The organism is Natrinema soli, assembly GCF_028618695.1.
Genome location: NZ_JAQIVI010000542.1, coordinates 1 through 4,898, shown reverse-complemented (window position 1 = coordinate 4,898; position 4,898 = coordinate 1). Strand labels below are relative to the sequence as shown.

Below are 4,898 nucleotides of genomic sequence, written 5' to 3'. Positions count from 1 at the left end.
CCCGACTGCCTGACCGGCTGGATCGTCGAGCAGGGGGCTGCGCCGATCTACCTGAGCGGGCTCCCCGCCGAACGCGACGGCGAGAACCGACCCGCCCTCTACGGTATCGCGACCGGCGACGGCGGCGACCGACTCGAGGCGGTCGATATCCCGATTCCGTCGGAAGACGGCGTCATCACCGGGCCGACGGGGGCGCTCATCAACCGCGCCGCACAGGAAGACTACGGCAGCCTCGGCCTCGTCGTCGAGTGCAGCCCGCAGTTCCCCGACCCCGAAGCCGCGAGCGTCCTGCTTGAGGACGGTATCGCGCCGGTCACCGACCTCGAGATCGACGTGACGGAACTCGTCGACCGCGCCGAAGAGATTCGGGCGAAACGGGAGCAGTTGGCCCAGCAGATGCAGTCGATCGGCCAGGATGAGAGTTCGCAGGCCCAGCCGTTGCGAATGTACCAGTAGCAGTTGGGAAGGCGGTTTCTACATTCCGCGTATGCTGCGAAACTCGCGCCCGGTATAGGTGAAGGCGTTACCGCTTCCAGCGTCCGCGAGCGAAGCGAGCGGTTTGCGACGAGAGAGCATCGCTCTCTCGGCATCAAGCGAAACCGAAGGTTTCGCGGACCTCGCGGAATCTGGCGGAACGTCCGTCCCGCTGACCTCGCGGGAACTTCGTTCCCGCTTAGCGTTGCACCGCTCGATCACGAAAGCGCGCTGAGCGCCTTTCGAACGACACCGCCGGAGCGGGCGAAGCCTGCGAAGGCGGCCTTTGTAGCGCAGGCTTTTGCAAGCGGTTCGATCGAAAATCAGCATTGCTCGCACTAGAATTGCCCGGCTAATGTATAAGTGAACGTTCAACTGATCGTGACCGATACGCTCCTTCTCTTCAGCAGAGTGATCGTGACGGCACGGTATCAGTTCGCCGATCGCGTGCTGAAAATAGGATGTTGTCCCTGTGGGCGAGGACCTGGCGTTTGTCGCCGATAGACTCCCGCCGAGCGGTCATCGGTCTCGACCACTCGCCACTCGGTTCGATCGTGAAGCCCCCGACGTGTTCAGGGCGAACCCAACGAACCGACCTGTCTGTTCGCCACTCGATTTGAGATTGAAATCTGGCTGACGCCGACCTCGTCTACGACTGCTGTGGGGATCCGTTAACCGATCCGATGTGGCTCGGACGAGGCTGCTGCCGCGCCCTCGACGACAAGTGGTCGACGACGTACTTTGCATCCCTGCCGACACCGGTGAACAGCCCCGACGTCATCGCGTACAAGAAGAACAGGCCGACGAAGTACAGGCCCGGCTCGTCCGGGACGACGCCGCGCACGTGGACGGGCTCTTTGGGCTGTTCCTTCCCGTCGAAGATTGGGAGGTCTATCCACGAGAAGTCAGGGCGGAAGCCAGTGCACCAGATGATGTTCTCGACGTCGAGGACGTCGTCGTCCCCGACGACGGGGCGACCGTCGCGGACGCCGGTCGTGCGAGGCACCCGCTCGACACCAGCCGCGGCTAAGTCACTCGGTTTGACCCGGACCAACTGGATCCCTTGGGACAGCATCTTCGGCCGCTTACGGCGCCCGATGGGCGTCCCCGTCGTGAGGATCCTGTGAAAGAGCACGCGCATCACGAACGGGACACCCAGGTGACGGCCGAACCACGAGTCGATGTGGAACGGCACGTGGCCGACGTCCCGGCCCGACAGCCACGTCTTGGGTCCGTCGGCGACAGGGCGAGACGCTCCGCGTCTCGCTTGCAGCCGGCGCTTCGCGCCGGCGACGTCGAGGGCGATCTCGGCTCCCGAGTTCCCCGCACCGACGACGAGCACGTTCCCATCTTGGAGCTGATCGGGGCTGCGGTAGTCGCTCGTATGCAACTGGACGGTATCGTCGGAGAGCTCCGACGCGAAATCCGGGACCGTTGGGACCTGGTAGCTCGCCATCGCCACAACGACGTTGTCCGCCTCGAACCGCCGGTCGCCAGCGCTCATGAGGAAGCCATCGCCGCTCCGTTCCAGCCGGTCCACACGGACGCCGAGTTCGACGGGCAGGTCGAACCGCTGGGCGTAGGTCTCCAGGTAGTCAGCCACCTCGTCCTTCGTGGGGAACGCATACGGAGAGCCCGGATAGCTCATCCCCGGCAGGCTCGAGTAGCGGGCTGGCGTGAACACTCGGAGGGAGTCCCAACGGTTCCGCCACGGGTCGCCCACGCGGTCGCCTGCGTCGAGGATGACGAAGTCTTGGTCGTACTGCTGCAGGTAGTACCCGGTCGCCAGACCGGCCTGACCGCCGCCGATGACGACGGTGTCGTGTCGTTCGGTCATGTGTTCGTTCCTCGATAAACGTACGCGCCGGAGGGAAGTAATGATGCCGCGTGCAGGATTTCACGCCCTGAAATCTCGGAAAGGACAGGTGCCTGCTACGTCAGAGGCTTTCGGCTGACCGGGTTGCCAGTCCAACGGCGGCGGCCGTCGCCAGGGGTGCTACGAAGGCGCGCGAGATTCGAAGGCAGCGGGGTCTACGGGGGTCGCCTCCGCGTGAACCTGCTCGAAGACCGAGATGGCCCACTCGTGGGCCTCCGGGGCGTCGGTGTCGATGACTGCCACGAGCGCCCCGGTCTCGGCGTCGTGGCAGCAGATGCCGGTCCGATCGTCCACGATGCCGAGGCCACACCGGTCACCATCGGGGAGGTGGTCGTGAACGAGGATGGTCGCGTTCTCGCAAGCGGCGACCTCCATGATCCGGTCGGGATTCCAGGCGAACATTCCTTCCAAGGCCTCGGGCGTGAACACGTATTCGAACGTCATTCCTTCGAGGACCGCGCCGCAGGCCGTCTCAAGGTTGCTCGACTTGTAGACGATGTTGTCGAATCCGCGCAACGACGAGGTAGACGCGATGAGCTGGCCGAGACGCTCAACGGGCTCGTAGGGGTAACCTGGCCCGGGGTAGGAGACCACCGCGTTTGCGAAGAGGTCGACGGAGAAGTCCGGCATCTCGACCGGCAGCCACTGCCAGACGTCACGGAGCTTCTCCTCGATCTCCATCGCGTCCCGGAGAGCCAGGAAACGGTTGGCGACGTACTCGCCGAGGGGGGTTACCCTGTACGTGGAGCCGTCCCTGACGAGCCACCTACGCTCTTCGAAGTCGGCGAGAACACGTCCGACGGTCGGCGAGGAAGCGCCGGTGGCCTCACACAGCTCTCGGCGGTCGGTCGGTCCGTCGCGCAACGCTTCGAGGACGCTGACGCGATGGGCCGACGTGGCCAGGAACTGGATGTTGTCGATTCCTGCGGTCATATGCGATATAGGGGGGCGAGGAACTTAGCGTTTCTACCATGGGAGAGACAGGCGACTCTACGTTCGAGGGGCTCGGGCGGTTCGAGTGGCGTGTCCTCCGCCCGCATCCTGGCCCGCCCCGATGGTGGCGATGCACCTCGGTCGTTGTGCGGCAGTCACTGCTGCAATCTTCCCTTCTATTCAGCAGCGTCTGGCGGAGTTATCGTTTCACTGTTATGAACAGCGTGCTGAACACAGAGCGTGAATCGCGCAGTCGAGAGTAGTAGTTTTGACCTCAAATTCTAAGGGACTGTGAAGGGTCTCATCGCTCAATGAGGCCGAGATTCGGAGACGGGATACGTGGTCGTTCAACGGGGGGAGAGAAATCATTGAGAGAAAGGGTTTGAAAGAGGAGTTACCAGCAATTGCAGAGGGGTATATCGACTATGGTGGGGGGAATCAGTATCTGAGTGCCCGGCGTGAATTACTTGATCCGCTGGGATGGGAACAGGAGGTCCCGGTGAAGTTCGAGACGACCACCGATTACGACGTAGTCTCTCGTCGAGCGAGCTTTGATGCCTACAAAGATGGAGTTGTAGTCGAACACGAGAGCGATGAGCAAATGCGTGCGAACTGGCATCTGATGAAAATGGAGATCGCTCACCGCGATCCTAACGTGTTCTCGATGGGTCGCACCGCTGATGCGGGTATACTGTTGATGCCTTCGTACGTCAATTTCCCTACTCTCGGAAGAACTGAGAACGATGTTCAGGCAGTGTTAGAATAGTATTTTGATTTCTATACCGCTGTTCGTCTGGGAGTGCCCTACGGAGTGAGATACGCGCCGTGTATCTCGCACGGCTCAACGAACCCAACCAATACCTGGCACAAATTTCGGTGATCGGTTCACATCTGTAGTTACTGAACCACCAGATACAGTTTCACCTGTCCAACGAAAGCGTCCTACTATCTACTGGTAGCGGATTCTGCTTCGCTCTATCGCCGAACGCCGGAAGTCGTGCTAACAGTCAGCCGGTCAGGCTACGATTCACGCCCCGATATCCCGAAAGTCAAGCTAACGTATATCACGATATCGGGTGGTCCTAGCGGTATGTCACGCGAGACGGAACTCACCCGGCTCTCCGCAGTGAAGCTCGCCGACCGAATTCGAAACGGGGACGTGACGGCCACCGAAGCCGTCGAGGCCCACCTCGAGCGGATCGGCACACGAGACGACGAAATCAACGCCTTCGTCACGGTCTGTGCGGACGAAGCGCTCGAGGCCGCGACGGAAGCCGACCGGACGCTCGAAGACGACGAGCCCGTCGGACCGCTCCACGGCGTCCCGCTGGCGCTGAAAGACCTCGGTGCGCAGAAAGCGGGCGTTCGCCACACGTACGGTTCGGCGCTCTTCGCGGATCACGTCGCGGATCGGACCGCGGCGATCGTCGAGCGCCTCGAGGACGCCGGTGCGATCGTGATCGGGAAGACGAACACGCCGGAGCTGGGTCACAAGGGGACGACCGACAACGAGGTGATCGGTCCGACCGCGTCGCCGATCGACACCGACCTGAACGCGGGCGGCTCCTCGGGGGGCTCGGCGGCGGCGGTCGCGGCCGGGATGAGCCCGATTGCG

Annotated in this window: 5 protein-coding genes; 3 read left to right on the top strand and 2 right to left on the bottom strand. The window is 62.5% G+C overall.

Annotated elements, in window-relative coordinates; all coding sequences use genetic code 11:
- Window positions 1-456, top strand: a 456-nt coding sequence (locus tag PGX04_RS26155; RefSeq protein ID WP_273741169.1) for a proteasome assembly chaperone family protein, incomplete at its 5' end; no start/stop codon positions are given.
- A 667-nt stretch (window positions 457-1,123) separates the two neighbouring features.
- Here the strand turns inward: PGX04_RS26155 and PGX04_RS26150 are convergent.
- Window positions 1,124-2,311 (bottom strand): flavin-containing monooxygenase, encoded by a 1,188-nt coding sequence (locus tag PGX04_RS26150; protein WP_273741168.1) that lies wholly within the window; start codon window positions 2,309-2,311, stop codon window positions 1,124-1,126.
- A 159-nt stretch (window positions 2,312-2,470) separates the two neighbouring features.
- Complete coding sequence (locus PGX04_RS26145) at window positions 2,471-3,283, bottom strand: helix-turn-helix transcriptional regulator (protein WP_273741167.1); 813 nt, start codon at window positions 3,281-3,283, stop codon at window positions 2,471-2,473.
- Between the two features lie 382 nt (window positions 3,284-3,665).
- Between PGX04_RS26145 and PGX04_RS26140 the strand changes: the two genes are divergently transcribed.
- Together PGX04_RS26140 and PGX04_RS26135 are read left to right on the top strand one after the other, a co-directional pair.
- Complete coding sequence (locus PGX04_RS26140; RefSeq protein ID WP_273741166.1) at window positions 3,666-4,049, top strand: hypothetical protein; 384 nt, start codon at window positions 3,666-3,668, stop codon at window positions 4,047-4,049.
- A gap of 324 nt (window positions 4,050-4,373) precedes the next feature.
- Window positions 4,374-4,898 (top strand): amidase family protein (locus PGX04_RS26135; protein WP_273741165.1); only part of this gene is annotated, 525 nt, incomplete at its 3' end.

Bases quoted from the DNA above. Each gene is read 5' to 3' on its own strand.
- PGX04_RS26145 (WP_273741167.1), bottom strand. From the start codon at position 3,283: ATGACCGCAGGAATCGACAACATCCAGTTCCTGGCCACGTCGGCCCAT.
- PGX04_RS26150 (WP_273741168.1), bottom strand. From the start codon at position 2,311: ATGACCGAACGACACGACACCGTCGTCATCGGCGGCGGTCAGGCCGGT.